This window comes from Stappia sp. TSB10P1A (assembly GCF_900185725.1).
Taxonomy (GTDB): Bacteria; Pseudomonadota; Alphaproteobacteria; order Rhizobiales; family Stappiaceae; genus Stappia.
Map to the genome: position 1 here is coordinate 194,352 of NZ_FYAU01000013.1, position 17,446 is coordinate 211,797.

Consider the following 17,446-nt stretch of genomic DNA (forward strand, 5'->3'; position numbering starts at 1 on the left):
ATCGCCGAAACGGCGCGGCGCGGTACCAATGCGTCGTGCCTGACGCGGCCGCGCGGCACGGGCGGTTCGATCAGGGGGCGGGAACCGTCACCGTCGGACCGAACCGCTCCTCGAAACAGCGCCGCAGGACGATGTCGACATCTTCGAGCGTCACCGGCAGGCCAAGATCGACGAGGCTCGTCACGCCGTGTTCGGTCACGCCGCAAGGCACGATGCCGGAGAAATGCTCCAGGTCCGGCTCGACATTGAGCGACAGGCCGTGAAAGCTCACCCACTTGCGCATGCGGATGCCGATGGCGGCGATCTTGTCCTCGCGGGTGGCGCCCTTGTCGGGGCGCCGCACCCATACGCCGACCCGGTCCTCGCGCCGTTCGCCGCGCACATGATGCTCCCACAAGGTGCCGATCACCCAGTCCTCCATGGCGGCGACGAAGGCGCGCACGTCCGGCCGGCGGCGCTTGAGGTCGAGCATCACATAGGCGACCCGCTGGCCCGGACCGTGATAGGTGAACTGGCCGCCGCGCCCGGTCTTGTGGACGGGGAAGCGGTCGGGGGCGATCAGGTCCTGCGGCTTGGCGCTGGTGCCGGCGGTGTAGAGGGCGGGGTGTTCCAGCAGCCAGACCCGCTCGGCCAGCGTGCCCTCGGCGATGCCGGCGACCCGTCGTTCCATCTCCTCCAGGGCAGCCTCATAGGCGATCGGAGCATCGCTCACCGCCCATTCGACGGGCGGCGAGCCGGCAGGGGACAGGAAGGAACCGGCGAGGTCCGCGCGCTCTGTCATTTTGCAAGTCCGTTAGGGGTTTGTTAACCAGACGCCGGCCAAGGTCAGCCTTGGGGGGTTCGGTTCGGGCCCGTATAGAATGAAGCTGACGGGATTGCCAAGCGTCATCGGTCCGGTGGTCATATGGGTACGTTCGATAATATTTCCATCGAGATCTCCGTGGTTCTCGGCAAGGCCGAGATGCCGATCCACCAGTTGCTGCGGATGGGCCGCGGCGCGGTGATCGAGCTGATGTCTCGTGAGGAGGACGATGTCCAGATCCTCGCCAACAACATTCCCATCGCCCGCGGACAGGTCGTGCTGCAGGGCGAGCGAGTGGGCGTTTCCATCACCGAGGTCCTGATGCGCCCGCCCGAGGCGCGCCCTGCCAGGATGACCGGGGCGCTCTGATTTCTCTCGCCGGCGCCGACGTATCTTTCCTTTGTGAATATCCCTTCGCAAAGCGCTTGCGCGGGAAAAACCTATTTGCTAGACGAGGGCTCCGCCGGGCCGATGGAGCGTGGCGGGAACGACAAGCGGTCGTGGCGGAATTGGTAGACGCGCAGCGTTGAGGTCGCTGTGGGGTAAAACCCGTGGAAGTTCGAGTCTTCTCGACCGCACCAAAAAAAGAACCCGGCAACCTGCCGGGTTTTTTTGTGTCTATTTTTGCTCGGAAATGCATACGGACAGACAAGCCCTGCCTGATTTTTGCCGTCTGTGGCTGCGAATTCTGCTGTTGCGGCGCAGCGGCGCGGCGTTTCCCATGTTAGGACTGTCTGGCACGCCGTTCCTTCGGGAAAGGTGAGGAGTTTCATTCTGCCGGCGGCCAGGGCGCAGCACGCGGCAGGGCGAGAAGGGGGGCACTGACATGACCGAGAGCGACCATGTCGACAATCCCGAGACCGTCGAGATCCCTCCCGTGCGTGACGAGGACGGGCGCATCAATGCCGATTTCCTGGCGCTGATCGAAGCCGGTATCGCCGCCCAGGACGCGCCGGCGCTGATCGGCCTTGCCGGCGACCTGCACGAGGCGGATGTCGCCGACCTCATCGAATCGCTGCCGGCCGACCAGCGGGTGCCATTGGTGCGCCTGCTTGGCGACGAGTTCGATTATGCCACCTTGACCGAGCTGGACGAGGCCGTCCGCCTCGGCATCCTCGAGGGACTGCCCAACGACACGCTGGCGGAAGGCATCGGCGAGCTCGATTCGGACGATGCGGTCTACATCCTGGAAGACCTCGACGCCGAGGACCAGGCGGCGATTCTCGACCAGCTTCCCTATTCCGACCGCATCCAGTTGCAGCGCTCGCTCGATTATCCCGAGGAGTCTGCCGGCCGTCTGATGCAGACGGATTTCATTGCGGTGCCGGCGTTCTGGAGCGTCGGCCAGACGATCGATCACATGCGCGAGACGGAGGATCTGCCGGACACGTTCTACGAGATCTTCGTGGTCGACCCCGGGTTCCGCCTGATCGGCTCGGTACCGCTCGACAAGATCCTGCGCACCAAGCGCGAGACGAAGATCTCCGACATCATGACGGAGGAGCCGCAGACCTTCCGCGCCACCGACGACCGGGAGGAGGTGGCGCGTGCCTTCGAGCGCTACAACCTCGTCTCGGCGCCGGCTGTCGACGATGCCGGGCGGCTGGTCGGCATGCTGATGATCGACGACATCGTCGACGTCATCCAGGAAGAGGCCGAGGAGGATCTGCGCGGCCTCGCCGGTCTCGGCGACGAGGAGATCTCGGACACCGTCATCGTGACGTCGCGCTCGCGCCTGACCTGGCTGCTCGTCAACCTGTGCACGGCCGCCCTCGCGGCCTCGGTGATCTCGCTCTTCGAGGGACCGATCGAGGCGATGGTGGCGCTCGCCGTGCTGATGCCGATCGTCGCCTCGATGGGCGGCAATGCCGGCACCCAGGCGATGACCGTGGCGGTGCGCGCCATCGCCACCCGCGAGCTGACCGAACGCAACATGCTGCGGGTGCTGCGCCGCGAGGTGCTCGTCGCCCTGCTCAACGGCATGACGCTCGCCGTTTTGCTGGGCTCCGGCGCGGCGTTCTGGTCGGGCAACAGCGGCCTCGGCCTCGTCATCGCCATGGCGATCATTATCAACATGTTTTTCGCCGGCCTGGCCGGGTTGCTCATTCCCGTGGTGCTGGAGAAGCTCGGGGTCGATCCGGCCATCGCCTCCAGCGTGTTCGTCACCACCGTGACCGACGTGGTCGGCTTCTTCGCCTTTCTCGGCATCGCCGCGCTCTGGTTCGGCTTGCCGCTTTGAGGCAAGGTGCGGCGGCATAAGACTGAAAGGGAATCGTCATGCCGACACCGCCGCCGCTACAGGGCATTCTGGAAACCGCCGTCTATGTCGACGATCTCGAAAAGGCGCATGCCTTCTATGCCGGCGTCGTCGGTCTGGAGCGCATGCTGGAGACCGACCGGCTCTATGCCTATGACACCGGTCCCGGAGAGACGTTGCTGGTCTTCGCGCGCGGGCAGACCGCGGAGGATACCGTGACCGACGGCGGCGTCATTCCCGGCCATCACAGCGAGGGACCGGGCCACTTCGCCTTCCGCATCGCCGCCGACCAGCTTGGTCCGTGGCGGTCGCATCTTGCCGCCTGCGGCGTTGCCCTTCGCAGCGAGGTGACCTGGCCGGCGGGCGGCACCAGCCTTTATGTCGACGACCCGGACGGCAATGTGGTGGAGTTCGCCGCGCCGCCGCTCTGGGCGAATTTCATGGGGTAGAGCCCTTTCGGCCAATTCGGAGCCATTCTGACGGAGCGATTTTGTGACAAGGTCAAGCAAAGACACGCAGGCCGTATCTGGATACGGACAAGGGGCTTTGCGCCGGAATTGGGGCAAAATCGCCCGTCCCGCAGGGCTTCCGATTGGCGGGCGCCCTACGCCGATCCGATCTTGCCCGATGCTACGGCATCGCGCGGCGACCGTTTCGACGCCGGATCGCCGCTCCAATCGAGAAGCAGAATTGACTGCGAATTGGTCGAAAGGGCTCTAGGAATGTTTCACCTCTTCCTGGTGGCACTGGGCGGCGGGCTGGGAGCCGCCGGCCGTCACCTCGTCAATCTCGCGGCGCTCAGGACCTTCGGTCCCGGCTTTCCCGCCGGCACGCTGGCGGTCAATGTTCTCGGCTCGCTGGCGATGGGGCTGCTGGTGGGGTGGCTGGCAGCCCGGCCGGAAGGGAGCAGCAATGCGCTTCGTCTCTTCCTGGCGACCGGCGTTCTCGGCGGGTTCACCACCTTCTCCGCCTTTTCGCTCGACGCCGTCAGCCTGTGGGAGCGCGGCGAGGCGGCGACGGCGCTGCTGTATGGCGGGCTTTCCGTGGCGCTGTCGATCGCCGGCCTCGTCGCCGGCCTCTTGGCGATGAGGACGCTGATGGCCGGCTGACTGTGCCGCGCTCCGCCCGGTGGATGGGACGGGCGTTGAGAGCGGGGCGACCTTCATGCTTCGCTTGCCCTCAGGCAGCGTCGGGATTAGGTAGGGCGCTTGAAAAGGGGCGGGGCGAGCGGCTGCGAACGCTGCGCGGCCCGTCCCGCAACGGGAAACGACATGTCCGGCATCGAACAGAAGACCGTCACCTCGGACGAGGCCGGCATGCGGCTCGACCGCTGGTTCAAGACCCACTATCCGGGCCTCGGCCACGGCCATCTGCAGAAGCTGCTGCGCACCGGCCAGGTGCGGGTCGACGGCAAGCGGGCCGAAACCTCCACCCGCGTCGGCACCGGCCAGGTGGTGCGCATTCCGCCGCTCACCGTCGATGCCCATGTGGCGGCGAAGGACAGCGCCAACGCCAAGCCGAATCCGCGCAAGCTGGTGGCCGGCGACCGCGAAGCGGTGGAGGCAATGATCCTCTACGAGGACCGCGAGGTGATGGTGCTGAACAAGCCGGCCGGCCTCGCCGTGCAGGGCGGTTCCGGCCTGACCCGTCATCTCGACGGCATGCTCGAGGCGTTCCGCGACGCAAAGGGCGAAAAGCCCCGCCTCGTCCACCGGCTCGACCGCGAGACCTCCGGCATCCTCCTGCTCGCCAAGACGCGCAAGGCGGCCTCGGAGATGGCCAAGTCCTTCCGCGCCCGCCAGACCCGCAAGATCTACTGGGCGCTGGTCGCCGGCGTGCCGAAGCCGCGCCAGGGCCGCGTCTCCACCTATCTGGCGCGTGACGAGGGCGAGGAGCGCATGCGCGTTGCCCGCCACGGCGAGGACGAGGCGCAGCATTCCGTCTCGCTCTATTCGGTGGTGGAGAATGCCGGGCCGAAAGTCTCCTGGGTGTCGCTGCGGCCGATCACCGGGCGCACGCACCAGCTCCGCGCCCACACCGCCCATATCCATCACCCGATCCTTGGTGATCCGAAATACTTCAACATCGAGAACTGGGAGTTTCCCGGCGGCATCCAGAACAAGCTGCATCTGCATGCCCGCCGCATCGTCATTCCGCACCCGTCCGGGCGCGGCACCATCGACGTCTCGGCGCCGCTGCCCCCGCACATGCAGCAGAGCTGGAACCTGCTCGGCTTCGATGCGGCGCAATACGATCCCGAGACCAACGATCCGGAGGAATAGGCCCTGTATCTGGTGATCTTCGATTGCGACGGCACGCTGGTCGACAGCCAGGAGACTATCCTGCATGGCCTTGCCGTCGGCTTCGAGGCCGTCGGTCTCGCGCCGCCCTCGCGCGAGGCGGGCCTGTCCATCGTCGGCCTGTCGCTGGAGGTGGCGTTCCGCCAGCTCGCCGAGCCGGGACACCATCACCTGGTGCCGGCGATGGCGGAGGCCTATCGCCAGTCCAAGGTGGCGCGCCGGCTCGCCGGGCTCGACCACGACCCGCTCTATCCCGGCGCGCGCGAGGCGCTCGACACGCTTTCGGCCCGCGACGACGTGCTGCTCGGCATCGCCACCGGCAAGGCCCTGCGCGGCGTCCGCCACATGCAGCAGAGCCACGGGCTGGAGGGGCGGTTCGTCACCATCCAGACGGCCGATACGGCACCCTCCAAGCCGCATCCGGGCATGATCCTGCAGGCGATGGCGGAGACCGGGGCGGAGCCTGCGCGCACCGTGATGATCGGCGATACCGGCTTCGACATGGAGATGGCGCGCGCTGCCGGCGTTGCCGGGCTCGGCGTCGGGTGGGGCTATCATCCGCGCGCCCGGCTGGCGGCGGCGGGTGCGGCGCGTATTCTCGACCGCTTCGACGAGCTCGTGCCGGCGCTGGGCGAGATGCTCGGCTGGGCCGGCATCGCGGAACAAAGGGAGCTTGCCTGATGCGCGACCTGTTGAGCGATATCGAGGCCGGCGGCACCACCGATCCGGTCGAGCGCGCCAGGACCCTGTCGCGGCGCGAATTGCCGAAGCGCTTCTACAAGGAGGTCGGCATCGTCCGGCAGGAGGACGGCCTGCATGCCGTCCATCTCGACGGCCGAACGGTCAAGACGACGGGGCGCAATCTCCTTGCGCTTGCCGAGGAAGAGATCGCCCGCCGCATCGCCGCCGAATGGGCCGCGCAGGGCAAGGAGATCGACCCGGCCACCATGCCGCTGACCCGCATTGCCAATGCCGCGATCGATGCGGTGCCGGCCCGGGCGGGGGAAGTCGCCGACGACGTCACCGCCTATGTCGGCAACGACCTGCTGTTCTACCGGGCGGACAGCCCGCAAACGCTAATCGAACGGCAGAACGCCGCCTGGGGGCCGGTGATCGGCTGGGCAGAAGCGCGGTTCGGCGGGCGGTTCGTTCTGGCGGAGGGAGTGATGCCGGTGCGCCAGGACGCGGCGCTGCTCGCCCGCATCCGGCAGGCGCTGTCGCCGCTTGCTCCCCTGCCGCTGGCGGCGCTGCATGTGGCGACGACCTTGAGCGGCTCGGCGCTGCTCGCGCTGGCGCTGATGGAGGGCGAGATGACGGCCGATGCAGCCTGGGGCGCCGCCTTCATCGACGAGGACTGGAACATCGAGCAATGGGGCCAGGACCCGGAAGCGGCAGCACTGCGAGCCTCGCGCCGCCGCGATTTCAGCGCGGCGGCGGTCATTCTCGACGTCTGCGCCGGGCGCGCCGCCGGCTGACCGGCCGCGCGAATGCAGAAAATCGAAAGGCCCGCCGGAGCGATCCGGCGGGCCGTCTTGCATTTGGGCGCCGTGTCGGGCGACAGCCGCTCAGGTGAGCTGGGTGGTGATGGTCCACACGGTGCTGGCCGCGCCGTCGCTGGAGCCGGTCGTCGCCACCGCGGTGGCGACATAGTTCGCGGCTGTTACAGTGTCTTGCGAGGCGGCCGTGCAGGGGCAGGCGCCGAACTTATTCGAGGCCGTGAAGGCGTAGTTCAGCGTCAGCGAGTAGCTGCCGTTGGCAGTGGTGATGGTCACGTAGCCCGAGCAGTTGCCGTTCGTTCCACCGCTCGAATAGGCGGTGCCGCTGGCGCTGCTCTGGTTGGCGATGCTGGTGCCGTTGTCGAGGTCGTGCAGGTTGCCGACCACGCCGTCCGAGGCGGTGACGGTGAAGTCGGTGCCGGAGTTGTTCACGATCTTGACGAGGCTGGAATCGCAGCAGCTCATGTTTGCAATCCTTGCTTGAGAAGACGGGAGAGGGCCTGCAAGCTCCGCAAAGCTGCGGTCCGCTGGCAGTCGCTCACCCCATTCTGACCGGGATCTTGCGGATCATGACCTCCGAAGGAACCACAGGGGTGATGAGGTCGGAGATATTGTAGCTCTTGACGATGATCGGGTTCAGTCCGCTGACGATCGAGGCCAGCGGCTGATAGCTGGGCGAGAAGATCGTGATCACGTCCGTCATCTGCCAGCGCAGGACGACAAGGTCGTCGTCGCCGGAATTGGTCACCGTGTCGGACATGTAGGACGTGGTCTGCTCGTTGACCGTGACCTGCTGGAAGGTGGTGGATTCCGCATTCAGGCTTGCTGAAATGCCAGCCGAGATCGGTCCCCAGCCCGCATGGGCATCGACGCCGATGCTGGCGCCGACCGTGTCCTGCGTCGAGGAGGTGGTCTGGCGCCCCGCGACAATGGTGTAGCTGACGGTCCGGCTCTCGCCGACCGCCAGGCTATAGCTGTCGCCCTGCAGGTTCCAGAACTGCTCGCGGGTGATGTAGTTGGTGGTCGATCCGTCTGGCGAGATGGTGGAGATCGCGACCATCACCAGCGGCGAGTTGACCGGGACCAGGATATTGGAGGTCGGTTCGGGGATCGAGCCGATGTCGTTCGGCGCGGTCAGCACCGAATTGTCGACCGTGTAGCTCGTCTCGCTCGTGGTCAGGGCATAGGCGCTGATGAAGCTGCCGCTCATCGCCGAGGCGATCACCAGATAGTCGCCGTCCGTTCCCGTCACAGCCGCATTGGAGGCCGGCTCGATATGGCCCAGAAGCTGGCGCATCCCGGTGTTGGTTGAGTTGTAGATCGCGATTTTCACGGGCAGGTTGTTGTAGACCTGGATGGCCACGGCAGTGTCAGTCTCGGTCGCATAAAGCTGACCATTCAATGCTTTAGCGTAAAGTTCTTTCATCGGAATATACCTTCTGTCGGAAAGACGCGGCAACCCTATCAAGGGTCAATATGCCTTTCAATACTAAAAATTGTAAATTTTGTCATTGCCATCTTTGGGGGTGTCTGCCTACGATAGGCCGTCTTGCGACCGGGGTTTCCCTACGGTTCGCCCAGCTATTTTCATTTCGTATTGTGGAGTGAGCGCGGGATGCCGAAACGCGGCGTAGATTTTCTTACCGTCGGGTTCTGGAACATCGAGAAGAAGAACCAGATCCACCCGAACGACAACGTCCCCTATCGCTACGAGATGAGCACCGCCGTGCAGTTCGTCGTGGACACGGTGGTGCAGTGGTACCAGACGTATCATGTCGACCTGATCGTCCTGGCGGAGGTCACGGACGGCAGCGGCATGGGAAACACTTTCATCAACTATCTCGCCTCGCGCCTGAATGTCATTGGCCATCCCAAGCCGGCCTTTCAGGGCGATTTCCGCTGGTCGCCGACGAGGGCGGGCACGAAGAGCGTCTGCAATTTCGGCTTCCTCTGGAACGAGCGGCTGCCGGTTCTGCAGGGATTGGGCGAGAGGGTGGACTGGTATTGGGAGCCCGACCACGTCCGGCCGACCTTGATCCTGCCGACCGGTCTTGCAACGATCGGCGCCATCCACGCCAAGGCGGTCATTCGCGAGCAGGCGATGAAGGAGATCTACGAAGCGGCGCTGCACATCAACCGAAGCAAACGCCCGGCGCTGCTGATCGGCGACATGAACGTTCCGTTCGACAGCGTCCCCTGGGATGCGAAAGCCTATATGACCCAGGCCGGCTGGGGGCAGGTTCCGCCCAGGGTCGCGCCGACCCATGTGACTCGCGGCTTCGACGAGTTCGGCTATTTCGAGGGCAAGCGCGAGGCCGTGCTCGACTATGCCTGGCGGAATGGCGGTCTTGCCCAGTGCATCGCGGAGAACCCCCACCCCGGCTATAATCTGTGGGAGTACATCGATCACGCGCCGATCATGTATCATCTCGCCTCGACAGCGGAGGAGCTGCCGATCATCATCGACGTGGCAAGCCCATCCGCGTCCCAATCCGCCGTCCGAGTCCCCCGCCGGGCGCCCGTCCCGGCCTGAGGCTGCCTCCGGCTAGGACTTCGTCTTGTCGTCCTTCGCCAGCAGTCCCTCCAGCACCATGTCGATATGGGCGGCGAGAAACCGCCGGGCCTCGATGGGCTCGAACCGGTCGAAGGTCATCTTCCAGACGATGGTCATCACCGCCGGTGCGACGATCACGATCGGCAGGTCGGTGAGCGCGCTGCGGCGGAACTCGCCGCGCTCCACGCCCCGGCGCACGAGGGCGGCGAGCACCTCCTGGCCGCGGCTGATGACGCGGCGGTGGTACTGCTCGGCAATCGTCGGAAAGCGTCCGCCTTCCGTGATGATGATGCGCATCAAGACGTGCAGCCCGTCCTCGAACAGCGCCTTGTAGATGCGGGGCAGGGCGGTGCGCACCAGGTCCTCCGACGAGCCGGGATAGGCCGCAACCAGTCCCGCCACGTCGTCGAAGAACGGCGTGATGCGCGAGGAGAGCGCCGCCTCGAACAGCTCCTCCTTGCTGGCGAAATAGCGGTAGATCGTGCCTTTCACGACGCCCGCGCGCCTTGCGACGTCCTCCAGCCGCGTCGCCGCGAAGCCGTTCTCGGCAAACTCCTGCAGCCCCGCATCGATGATCTCGCCAGGGCGCGCCTCCTTGCGCCGGCGCCGGGGCTTCGGTGTTTCCGCTGCGGAATCGCTCTGTGTCATCGTCCTTGCACTTCCTGTCGCGCGCTGTTAATGACTTTTTGGTCATTAACAGGATCGTGTCATGTCCTCAATCCCCGGCCCCGGCCCCCGACCTGGCCTCGTCGAGACCACCGGGCCGCTAGCCGCCAAGGCAGCCGGCGCGGCGCCCGCCCTGCCGTTGCAGGCGGTGCGGCGCGAGTCGTCGCATCCCGGTTCGGGCCGCTCGCGACTATGGCCGATCCTCTCCCGGCTGCGTAGCCTTGCGCTCGGTCTCGCTCTCGTGGGCGCCGGCCTTGCCGCTGGCATTGTCCTGCAGGCGCGCGGGGTTCTGCCCTGGCAGGCCGCCGAAACGGGCGCTCCGGCGGCGCCTCTGCCTGCCGCAAGCGACGAGGAAACCGCCGCCGTCTTCGGCCTTGGCCGGCTGCTGCCGGACGGGTTCGTCGTCACCGTCGCGCCGCCCTTCGGAGCGGGCGATGCCCGTGTCGCGCGGCTGCTGGTTGCGGAAGGCGCGCTCGTCGAGGCGGGCCAGCCGTTGGCCGAGCTCGACAACCGGCCGCAGCTTCTGGCGGCGCTGGCCTCGGCGGAGGCGACGGTCCGCCTGCGCGAGGCCGAGCTTGCCCGCCAGCGGGTCTTTGTCGCTGCCAGCCGGACGGAATCGCGCGCCGCGCTGGAGCGCGCCGAGGTTGCCGCCGCCACGGCCCGGCGCGAGCTGGAGCGCTCCCGCGAGCTGCTCGCCCGCGGCCATGTCACCCGCGCCACCCATGACGATGCGCTCGCCCGGTCGGAGGCGGCGGAGCGCGAGGTCGAGAGCGCGCGGGCAACGCTCGGGCGCTATACCGCCGACACGCCGGATGGCCAGGCGGATATCGCCGTCGCCTTGCGCAATCTCGATGCCGCGCAGGCTTCCCTTGCCCTGGCGCAGGCCGATCTTGCGCGCTCCCTGGTGCCGGCGCCGGCCGGCGGCGTCGTGCTTGATATCCATGTGCGGCCCGGCGAGCGGCCGGGCGAGCGCGGCATTCTCGACATGGGCGACATCGACAAGATGATGGCGGAGATCGAGGTCTATCAGTCGCGCATCGGTGCCATCGAGACCGGCGCTCCCGTCGAGATCACTGGCGAGGCGTTCGAGGGGGCCATCTGGGGCAAGGTCGAGCGGATCGGCTGGGATGTCGGCCGCCAGACCGCGACGGGCGCGGACCCGGCCGCGCGCACCGATGCGCGCGTGATCAAGGTCTATGTCGCCATCGATCCGGCCGACATTGCCCGCGTGCGCCGCTTCACCAACCTGCAGGTCACCGCCCGCATCAAGACGGGAGAGGGGATGTGACGGGCCCGCTCACCCCCATGCTCACCGCGCTTCTCGGCCGGCTGCCCATCGGCTGGCTGCAGCTCGTGCACAACAAGGGGAGGCTGGCCGCTGCGGTCTCGGGCGTTGCCTTCGCCAATGTGCTGATCTTCATGCAGCTCGGCTTTCTCGGTGCGCTGGTGGAGAGCATCCGCCTGCCCTACACGGCGCTGAACGGCGACATTCTCGTCTCCGCCTCCGATGCCAATACCCTGTTCGACGGCAGCCCGCTGCCGCGCAGCCGGCTCTATCAGGCGCTTGCCGTGGAGGGTGTCGCCTCCGCCACCGGCTTCTACTACGGGCGCATCGACTGGAAGCAGCCGGACGGCACCATCCGCGCCATGGACCTGTTCGGCGTAGACCCGACCGGCGCACCCTTCCGCGAGCCGGCCCTTGCCCGCCAGGTCGAGAGCCTGACGCTGCCCGACACCGCGCTGATCGACAGCCTGACCCGCAATGTGCCGGCCGGCCTCTTCGCGGCCGTGGAGGCGGGCGAGCCCTATCGCTTCGAGACGCGCGGGCGGGAGATCACGGTGACGGGAGTGTTCGAGATCGGCGGCGGCTTTTCCGCCGACGGCTATCTCGTCGTCTCCGACCAGACCTTCCTGCGCCTGTTCCCCGCCCGCCTGCCGGGCGCGCCGAACTATGTGCTGGTGCGCCTTGCGCCGGGCGCCGAGCCGGCGGCCGTGCTGGCGCGCCTGCGCGCCGCGCTGCCGGCCTCCGACACCGCGGTGTGGACGCTGGGCGAGGCGGCGGCCCGCGACCAGCGCTTTCAGACGACGCAAAAGCCCGTCGGCGTCGTCTTCGGCTTCGGCGTCGTCATCGGGGTGCTTGTCGGCGTCATCATCGTCTATCAGGTGCTCTCGACCGACGTTGCCGACCACATCCGCGAATACGCCACCTTCAAGGCGATGGGTTATCCGCAGCGCTTCTTCCTGGGCATCGTCTTCGAGGAGGCTTTCATCCTCGCCCTGTTCGGCTTCGTGCCCGGCGTTCTCGTGGCGCTCGGCCTTTATGCGGCGGTGGCCGCCGGCACCGGCCTGCCGATCTTCATGCCGGCGGAGCGGCCGCTCCTCGTCTTCCTCGGCACGCTCGCCATGTGCGCGCTGTCGGGCGCCATCGCAACGCGGCGGCTGGCGCGGGCCAATCCGGCGGAACTGTTCTGACCATGGCCGGCGATCTCATCTCCGCATCCGCGGCCATCGTCGTGCGCGGGCTCAGTCACTGGTTCGGCAGCGGCGAGGCGCGCAAGCAGGTGCTGTTCGACGTCGATCTCGAGGTTCGGCGCGGCGAACTGGTGGTGCTGATGGGCGCGTCCGGTTCCGGCAAGACGACGCTGCTCACCCTGATCGGTTGCCTGCGGCAGGTCGAGGCGGGCTCGGTGGACTTGCTCGGCCGCGAGCTCAAGGGCGCCAGCGAGGCGGAGCTCGTCGCGTGCCGGCGGCAGCTCGGCTTCATCTTCCAGGCGCACAATCTGCACGAAAGCCTGACGGCCCTGCAGAACGTCCATATGGGGCTCGCCGTCCACGGGGATCGCGTCACCGGAGACGGGCGAGCGGCCGCGCGCCACGTGCTCGATCTCGTCGGCTTGTCGGAGCGGGTGGACTATCTGCCGGGCAACTTGTCGGGCGGACAGAAGCAGCGCGTTGCCGTCGCCCGGGCGCTGGTCGGCAATCCGCCGGTGGTGCTGGCCGACGAGCCGACCGCCGCGCTCGACAGGGAAAGCGGGATGGCGGTGGTGGAGATGCTGCGCCGGCTTGGCCGCGAACGCGGCACGACGACGCTGATGGTCACCCATGACAACCGCATCCTCGAGCTGGCCGACCGCATCGTGCGGATGGAGGACGGCCGCATCGTCGAGGGCTGAGACGCGCCGCCTCAGATCTCGAAGTCGGGAATTTCGGCGACTGCGTCGCGCAGCTTTTCCGACCACATGCGGGAGAGGTCCGCGAAATAGGGGTCGTTTTCGCGGATGCGGGTCTGGCGGTGGGCGGAGAAACTGTCGGTGTTGTAGAGCAGCATGTCGATCGGCATGCCGACCGACAGGTTGGAACGCAGGGTCGAGTTGAACGACAGCAGCACCAGCTTCGCCGCCTGGCCGAGGCGCATGTCCGCCCGGGTCACCCGGTCGAGGATCGGCTTGCCGTATTTGTGCTCGCCGATCTGCAGGAACGGCGTGTCGGCGGAGGCCTCGATGAAATTGCCGGCGGAATAGATCTGGAAGAGGCGCGGCGCCTCGCCCTTGATCTGGCCGCCGAGCAGGAAGGTGACGCTGAAGCTCTCGGAATTGGCGGCCAGCGCTTCGCCGTCGATGGCGCGCACGTCGCGCACCGCGCTGCCGACCAGCCGCGCCGCCTGGAACATGGTGTCGACCGAATGCAGGGTCGGCCGGCCAGGCTCCTCGCTCTTCAGCCGCTCGCTCAAGAGGCTCACCACCGACTGGGTGACGGCGAGGTTTCCGGCGGCCAGCATGCAGATCACCCGGTCGCCGGGCTTTTCCCACACATGCAGCTTCTTGAAGGTTGCGACATTGTCGAGCCCGGCATTGGTGCGCGTATCGGCGGCCATCACCAGGCCGCGATCGAGCTTCAGACCGACACAATAGGTCATGACCAGACAGTCTCCGAAAACGGGGAGGGCTTGCGCCCGGCCGGAAGGATCCGGCGACGATTCGCACGGGGCACCGGACCCGGCTGATTTGACAGGTTCGCGGCCGTCCGGGCAACGGCGCTATTGCTGAGATTGCTGCGATTCCTGTGAAACCGCCACTTCCACATCCATGTTCTCGTCGGACCCGCCGATGCGAATGCCGCGGATCGGCGCGGCGGAGCGCGAGTCGAGGCCGCAGGTGAGGCGGATGTAGCGATCCGTCGGGCACATGCCGTTCGACACGTCGAAGCCGACCCAGCCGAGCGTCGGCAGCAGCACCTCGGCCCAGGCATGGTGCGCCTCGGACTCCTGCCCGCCGTCCATCAGCATGTAGCCGGAGACATAGCGGGCCGGCACGCCGATGGCGCGGGCGGCGGCGATGAAGATATGCGCGTGGTCCTGGCACACGCCTTCTCCGGCCGCCAGCGCGTCGACGGCCGAGGTATGCACCTCGGTGACGCCGGTGCGATAGGCGACCTTGTCGCGGATCGCCTGCATCAGGTCGTGGAAGCCGGCGACCGATTGCGCCCCGTCGCGCTCGGCGACCGCCGCCAGCCGGCGGATCGCCGGATTGGCGCGGGTCAGCGGCGTGAAGCGGAGGAAGACGTTGTCCGGCGTCGGGCTCCTCGGATGGCCGATCACGCCGGCCCGGTCCTCCGTCTCGACGGTCCCCTCGACCGCGATGGTCAGTTCCGTCATGGCCTCGCGGTGGCTGACGATGTCGACCGGATTGCCGAAGGCGTCGATGTAGCGGGCCGCGCCGTCGTAGCCCGGCACGTCGATCCTCCAGGACAGCACTTTCTGCCCCGCCAGCGTCGGCGGGGTCAGGCGCAGTTGCTGCACGGTATGGGCCAGCGGCCGGTCGTACCGGTAGCGGGTTACATGTTTGACGGTGAGGCGCATGGCTCTCCGGCTTCCTCGTCTGTGTCCGGCTTCGCGCTCGGCCGCCGGCGTCTTGTCGTTCGGGCCGCTCGGGCTTCAGGCAAAGTGATAGTCCGCGGCGAGCTGGGCGCCCAGCCCGTTGTTTCTGGCGATCATGTCGCCGAGGAACTCGTGCAGGCCCCCCTGGAAGATCTGCCGCATGGTTCCCTTGTCCAGCAACTCGTATGTGCGCCGGGCCATGTCGTAGCTCATCGGCCGTTCGCCATAGCGGGCGGTCAGCGCGTCCATGCTCTCGGCGATCCAGTCGTAGCAATAGGCCAGCGAGCGCGGCATCTCCTTCCGCAGGATCAGGAACTCGGCGATGTTGAAGGGGCGGATCTGCGCGTCGCGATAGGCGTGGCGGTAGCTGCGATGGGCCGAGACCGAGCGCAGGATCGTCGACCACTGATAGCGGTCGAGGTCGCCGCCGACCACCTCGTTGTCCGGCAGCAGGATCCAGTATTTCACGTCGAGAATGCGCGAGGTGTTGTCGGCCCGTTCGATGAAGCAGCCGAATTGCGAGAAGTGGTAGCCCTCGTCGCGCATCAAGGTGCCGAGCATGGCGCCGCGAAACAGCATAGAGCGCTGCTTGATCCAGGTCAGGAAGCCCGGCAGCTTGTCGTCGGTCATGTGCTGCGGGCGCACTTCCATGAACTCGATATAGGTCGTGTTCAGGCTCTCCCACATCTCGCCGGTGATGGCGGTGCGCACCGAGCGGGCATTGTTGCGGGCGGCCTCGATGCAGGAGCGCACCGAGGAGGGATTGTCCGCGTCGAACAGCATGTGCGAGACCACGGTGCGCTTGGTCGGCTCCTCATGCTTCTTGAAGAAGCCCTGGTCGCAGCCGGCGCTGACCAGGGTCGAGCGCCAGTCGTCGGCGGCGTCCTGGCCGAGGCGCGGCGTCATGGCGATGCGGTATCCCACCTCCAGCAGGCGGGCCATGTTCTCCGCCCGCTCGTTGTAGCGCGAGGTCCAGAACAGGGATGCGGCGGTACGGCCGAGCATGGTTCGTCAGTCCTCCAGAACCCAGGTGTCCTTGGTGCCGCCGCCCTGGCTGGAATTCACCACCAGCGAGCCTTTCTTCAGCGCCACGCGGGTCAGGCCGCCGGGCGTGATGCGCACCTTGTCGCCGACCAGCACATAGGGCCTGAGGTCGACATGGCGGGGCGCCAGCCCCGATTGCACATGGGTCGGGCAGGCCGACAGCGCCAGGGTCGGCTGGGCGATATAGTTGCCGGGATTGGCCTGCAGCCGCTTGGCGAAGTCGGCGATCTCGCGCTTCGACGAGGTCGGGCCGATCAGCATGCCGTAGCCGCCCGAGCCGTGCACCTCCTTCACCACCAGCTCCGGCAGCCGGTCGAGCACATAGGCGAGATCGTCGGGCTTGGCGCAGTTCCAGGTCGGCACGTTCTTCAGGATCGGCTTCTGGCCGGTATAGAACTCGATGATGTCCGGCACATAGGCATAGATCGCCTTGTCGTCGGCAATGCCGGTGCCCGGCGCATTGCAGATCGTCACGTTGCCGGCCCGGTAGGCGTCGAACAGGCCCGGCACGCCGAGCATGCTGTCGGGGCGGAAGGTCAGCGGATCGAGGAAGGCGTCGTCGATGCGCCGGTAGATCACGTCGACCCGCTGCGGCGACTGCGTCGTGCGCATCCACACCTTGCCGTCCTCGACATAGAGGTCGCGCGCCTCGCACAGTTCCACACCCATCGTGTCGGCAAGGAAGGCATGCTCGAAATAGGCGGAGTTGTAGATGCCCGGCGTCAGGATGCAGACCGTCGGGTCGCCGTCGCAGTTCTCCGGCGCGACGCTTTCCAGCGTCTCGCGCAGCATGTCCGGATAGTGCTCGATCGGCGCCACCCGGTTCTGCTGGAACAGCTCGGGGAACATCCGCATCATCGTCTCGCGGTTCTCCAGCATGTAGGAGACGCCGGACGGGGTGCGGGTGTTGTCCTCCAGCACGTAGAAATCGTCCTCGCCGACCCGCACGAGGTCGGTGCCTATAATATGGGCATAGACCCGGCGCGCCGGGGCGAAGCCGATCATCTCCGGCAGGAACGCCTCGTTCTGCAGGATCAGCTCCGCCGGCACGCGGCCGGCCCGGACGATCTCCTGGCGGTGGTAGATGTCATGCAGGAAGGCGTTGAGCGCGCGCACCCGCTGGTCGATGCCGGCCGACAGGCGCCGCCACTCGGACGCCGACAGCACGCGCGGGACGATGTCGAAGGGGATCAGCCGTTCGGTGGCCTCGGAGGTGCCGTAGACGGCGAAGGTGATGCCAAGGCGGCGGAAAATCGTCTCCGCCTCGCGCGATTTCTTGCGCATCTCCGCAGGGGACAGGGTGTCGAACCATTCGGCGAGCCGCCGGTAGGGCGCGCGGGGCTTGCCGTCGGCGGTCAGCATCTCGTTGAAAATGGCGCTCTCCCCCATGCGTGTCTCTAACCCCTCGCACTCGGCCCGTCTTGTTGTTTTGCCGCGCGGGCCGCTTCGGC

Annotated in this window: 19 protein-coding genes and 1 tRNA gene; 12 read left to right on the forward strand and 8 right to left on the reverse strand. The window is 67.0% G+C overall.

Features of this window, described 5'->3' with window-relative positions:
• Nucleotides 1-70: 70 nt before the first annotated feature.
• Nucleotides 71-781, reverse strand: a complete 711-nt coding sequence (lipB, locus tag TSB10P1A_RS03335; RefSeq protein WP_186386470.1) for a lipoyl(octanoyl) transferase LipB — start codon at nucleotides 779-781, stop codon at nucleotides 71-73.
• 123 nt (nucleotides 782-904) lie between these two features.
• On the opposite strand from lipB, the gene TSB10P1A_RS03340 reads away from it, so the two are divergent.
• The 8 genes from TSB10P1A_RS03340 (at nucleotide 905) to TSB10P1A_RS03375 (ending at nucleotide 6,834) form a co-directional block, all read left to right on the forward strand.
• The gene (locus TSB10P1A_RS03340; RefSeq protein ID WP_186386471.1) at nucleotides 905-1,171 is read left to right on the forward strand and encodes a FliM/FliN family flagellar motor switch protein; all 267 of its coding nucleotides are present in this window, start codon (nucleotides 905-907) and stop codon (nucleotides 1,169-1,171) included.
• Between the two features lie 125 nt (nucleotides 1,172-1,296).
• Nucleotides 1,297-1,383: transfer RNA gene (locus TSB10P1A_RS03345), tRNA-Leu, on the forward strand.
• A gap of 245 nt (nucleotides 1,384-1,628) precedes the next feature.
• Entirely contained in the window at nucleotides 1,629-3,041 is a 1,413-nt protein-coding gene (gene mgtE / locus TSB10P1A_RS03350) for a magnesium transporter (protein ID WP_186386472.1), read from the forward strand.
• Between the two features lie 38 nt (nucleotides 3,042-3,079).
• Nucleotides 3,080-3,508 carry a VOC family protein gene (locus TSB10P1A_RS03355; protein ID WP_186386473.1) on the forward strand — a complete coding sequence of 143 codons (429 nt, stop codon included), beginning with the start codon at nucleotides 3,080-3,082 and terminating at the stop codon, nucleotides 3,506-3,508.
• A 273-nt stretch (nucleotides 3,509-3,781) separates the two neighbouring features.
• Entirely contained in the window at nucleotides 3,782-4,168 is a 387-nt protein-coding gene (gene crcB / locus TSB10P1A_RS03360; protein WP_186386474.1) for a fluoride efflux transporter CrcB, read from the forward strand.
• 162 nt (nucleotides 4,169-4,330) lie between these two features.
• A complete protein-coding gene (locus TSB10P1A_RS03365) occupies nucleotides 4,331-5,341 on the forward strand; it encodes an RluA family pseudouridine synthase (protein WP_186386475.1) in 1,011 nt (336 codons plus the stop codon).
• Between the two features lie 3 nt (nucleotides 5,342-5,344).
• Nucleotides 5,345-6,040, forward strand: a complete 696-nt coding sequence (locus TSB10P1A_RS03370; RefSeq protein WP_186386523.1) for an HAD-IA family hydrolase — start codon at nucleotides 5,345-5,347, stop codon at nucleotides 6,038-6,040.
• Nucleotides 6,040-6,834 (forward strand): ATP12 family chaperone protein, encoded by a 795-nt coding sequence (locus tag TSB10P1A_RS03375; RefSeq protein WP_186386476.1) that lies wholly within the window; start codon nucleotides 6,040-6,042, stop codon nucleotides 6,832-6,834. Before TSB10P1A_RS03370 ends, TSB10P1A_RS03375 begins: the two co-directional genes overlap by 1 nt.
• A 90-nt stretch (nucleotides 6,835-6,924) precedes the next feature.
• On the opposite strand, the gene TSB10P1A_RS03380 is transcribed toward TSB10P1A_RS03375, so the two are convergent.
• The gene (locus TSB10P1A_RS03380; protein WP_186386477.1) at nucleotides 6,925-7,320 is read right to left on the reverse strand and encodes a hypothetical protein; all 396 of its coding nucleotides are present in this window, start codon (nucleotides 7,318-7,320) and stop codon (nucleotides 6,925-6,927) included.
• Between the two features lie 73 nt (nucleotides 7,321-7,393).
• Nucleotides 7,394-8,218, reverse strand: coding sequence for a hypothetical protein (locus TSB10P1A_RS03385; RefSeq protein WP_186386478.1), 825 nt, complete (start codon nucleotides 8,216-8,218; stop codon nucleotides 7,394-7,396).
• A 252-nt stretch (nucleotides 8,219-8,470) separates the two neighbouring features.
• Here TSB10P1A_RS03385 and TSB10P1A_RS03390 point away from each other — a divergent pair, with 252 nt between their 5' ends.
• Nucleotides 8,471-9,388, forward strand: a complete 918-nt coding sequence (locus TSB10P1A_RS03390; RefSeq protein ID WP_186386479.1) for an endonuclease/exonuclease/phosphatase family protein — start codon at nucleotides 8,471-8,473, stop codon at nucleotides 9,386-9,388.
• Nucleotides 9,389-9,400: 12 nt separating this feature from the next.
• Here TSB10P1A_RS03390 and TSB10P1A_RS03395 read toward each other — a convergent pair whose 3' ends face one another.
• Nucleotides 9,401-10,057 (reverse strand): TetR/AcrR family transcriptional regulator, encoded by a 657-nt coding sequence (locus tag TSB10P1A_RS03395; RefSeq protein WP_186386480.1) that lies wholly within the window; start codon nucleotides 10,055-10,057, stop codon nucleotides 9,401-9,403.
• A gap of 61 nt (nucleotides 10,058-10,118) precedes the next feature.
• On the opposite strand from TSB10P1A_RS03395, the gene TSB10P1A_RS03400 reads away from it, so the two are divergent.
• From TSB10P1A_RS03400 to TSB10P1A_RS03410, 3 genes are read left to right on the forward strand one after another with little or no spacing between them, the layout of a single operon-like run.
• Entirely contained in the window at nucleotides 10,119-11,363 is a 1,245-nt protein-coding gene (locus TSB10P1A_RS03400; protein WP_186386481.1) for an HlyD family efflux transporter periplasmic adaptor subunit, read from the forward strand.
• Nucleotides 11,360-12,547 carry an ABC transporter permease DevC gene (devC, locus tag TSB10P1A_RS03405; protein WP_208987001.1) on the forward strand — a complete coding sequence of 396 codons (1,188 nt, stop codon included), beginning with the start codon at nucleotides 11,360-11,362 and terminating at the stop codon, nucleotides 12,545-12,547. Before TSB10P1A_RS03400 ends, devC begins: the two co-directional genes overlap by 4 nt.
• A gap of 2 nt (nucleotides 12,548-12,549) precedes the next feature.
• On the forward strand, nucleotides 12,550-13,248 hold the full coding sequence (locus TSB10P1A_RS03410; RefSeq protein WP_186386482.1) for an ATP-binding cassette domain-containing protein: 699 nt from the start codon (nucleotides 12,550-12,552) through the stop codon (nucleotides 13,246-13,248).
• 11 nt (nucleotides 13,249-13,259) lie between these two features.
• Here TSB10P1A_RS03410 and TSB10P1A_RS03415 read toward each other — a convergent pair whose 3' ends face one another.
• The 4 genes from TSB10P1A_RS03415 to TSB10P1A_RS03430 all read right to left on the reverse strand — a co-directional run bounded on the left by TSB10P1A_RS03415 (nucleotide 13,260) and on the right by TSB10P1A_RS03430 (nucleotide 17,384).
• Entirely contained in the window at nucleotides 13,260-13,991 is a 732-nt protein-coding gene (locus TSB10P1A_RS03415) for a proteasome-type protease (RefSeq protein ID WP_186386483.1), read from the reverse strand.
• Between the two features lie 120 nt (nucleotides 13,992-14,111).
• On the reverse strand, nucleotides 14,112-14,933 hold the full coding sequence (locus tag TSB10P1A_RS03420; RefSeq protein WP_186386484.1) for a transglutaminase family protein: 822 nt from the start codon (nucleotides 14,931-14,933) through the stop codon (nucleotides 14,112-14,114).
• 75 nt (nucleotides 14,934-15,008) lie between these two features.
• Nucleotides 15,009-15,956 (reverse strand): alpha-E domain-containing protein, encoded by a 948-nt coding sequence (locus TSB10P1A_RS03425; RefSeq protein WP_186386485.1) that lies wholly within the window; start codon nucleotides 15,954-15,956, stop codon nucleotides 15,009-15,011.
• Between the two features lie 6 nt (nucleotides 15,957-15,962).
• Nucleotides 15,963-17,384, reverse strand: a complete 1,422-nt coding sequence (locus tag TSB10P1A_RS03430) for a circularly permuted type 2 ATP-grasp protein (RefSeq protein ID WP_186386486.1) — start codon at nucleotides 17,382-17,384, stop codon at nucleotides 15,963-15,965.
• Nucleotides 17,385-17,446 lie beyond the last annotated feature (62 nt).

Coding starts and splice junctions, on each gene's coding strand:
- TSB10P1A_RS03390 (WP_186386479.1), top strand. CDS start 8,471: ATGCCGAAACGCGGCGTAGATTTTCTTACCGTCGGGTTCTGGAACATC.
- TSB10P1A_RS03380 (WP_186386477.1), bottom strand. CDS start 7,320: ATGAGCTGCTGCGATTCCAGCCTCGTCAAGATCGTGAACAACTCCGGC.
- TSB10P1A_RS03365 (WP_186386475.1), top strand. CDS start 4,331: ATGTCCGGCATCGAACAGAAGACCGTCACCTCGGACGAGGCCGGCATG.
- TSB10P1A_RS03375 (WP_186386476.1), top strand. CDS start 6,040: ATGCGCGACCTGTTGAGCGATATCGAGGCCGGCGGCACCACCGATCCG.
- TSB10P1A_RS03430 (WP_186386486.1), bottom strand. CDS start 17,384: ATGGGGGAGAGCGCCATTTTCAACGAGATGCTGACCGCCGACGGCAAG.
- TSB10P1A_RS03355 (WP_186386473.1), top strand. CDS start 3,080: ATGCCGACACCGCCGCCGCTACAGGGCATTCTGGAAACCGCCGTCTAT.
- TSB10P1A_RS03340 (WP_186386471.1), top strand. CDS start 905: ATGGGTACGTTCGATAATATTTCCATCGAGATCTCCGTGGTTCTCGGC.
- TSB10P1A_RS03420 (WP_186386484.1), bottom strand. CDS start 14,933: ATGCGCCTCACCGTCAAACATGTAACCCGCTACCGGTACGACCGGCCG.
- lipB (WP_186386470.1), bottom strand. CDS start 781: ATGACAGAGCGCGCGGACCTCGCCGGTTCCTTCCTGTCCCCTGCCGGC.
- crcB (WP_186386474.1), top strand. CDS start 3,782: ATGTTTCACCTCTTCCTGGTGGCACTGGGCGGCGGGCTGGGAGCCGCC.
- TSB10P1A_RS03395 (WP_186386480.1), bottom strand. CDS start 10,057: ATGACACAGAGCGATTCCGCAGCGGAAACACCGAAGCCCCGGCGCCGG.
- TSB10P1A_RS03410 (WP_186386482.1), top strand. CDS start 12,550: ATGGCCGGCGATCTCATCTCCGCATCCGCGGCCATCGTCGTGCGCGGG.
- mgtE (WP_186386472.1), top strand. CDS start 1,629: ATGACCGAGAGCGACCATGTCGACAATCCCGAGACCGTCGAGATCCCT.
- TSB10P1A_RS03415 (WP_186386483.1), bottom strand. CDS start 13,991: ATGACCTATTGTGTCGGTCTGAAGCTCGATCGCGGCCTGGTGATGGCC.
- TSB10P1A_RS03400 (WP_186386481.1), top strand. CDS start 10,119: ATGTCCTCAATCCCCGGCCCCGGCCCCCGACCTGGCCTCGTCGAGACC.
- TSB10P1A_RS03425 (WP_186386485.1), bottom strand. CDS start 15,956: ATGCTCGGCCGTACCGCCGCATCCCTGTTCTGGACCTCGCGCTACAAC.